General features: G+C 39.6%; 1 protein-coding gene. It reads left to right on the top strand.

The features are described 5' to 3' along the window. Nucleotides 1-202: hypothetical protein (locus J7R07_RS08250; protein ID WP_208436360.1), on the top strand; the 202-nt coding region annotated here is incomplete at both ends.

Raw genomic sequence — 202 nt, 5'->3', positions numbered from 1 at the left:
CCCCAAAGTTTAAGGTTCATGTAGTCAAGGAAGATGGCAGTGCAGTTGAAGAGACAAGCTATGATAGTGTATCGGAAGCGTTTGCTGGTGTAGGCAATTCTATCACGAATATTCATAAAGAACTTAAGAATGAGATTACCCAAGTTGTAGGAGATAGTCTTGTTAAGCAGGATGCTGCAGGTGTTATCAATATTGGTAAAGA

Origin of the sequence: Bartonella phoceensis, from assembly GCF_902825145.1 — a bacterium.
Taxonomy (GTDB): Bacteria; Pseudomonadota; Alphaproteobacteria; order Rhizobiales; family Rhizobiaceae; genus Bartonella; species Bartonella phoceensis.
This window is presented reverse-complemented; position numbering and strand designations above follow the sequence as displayed.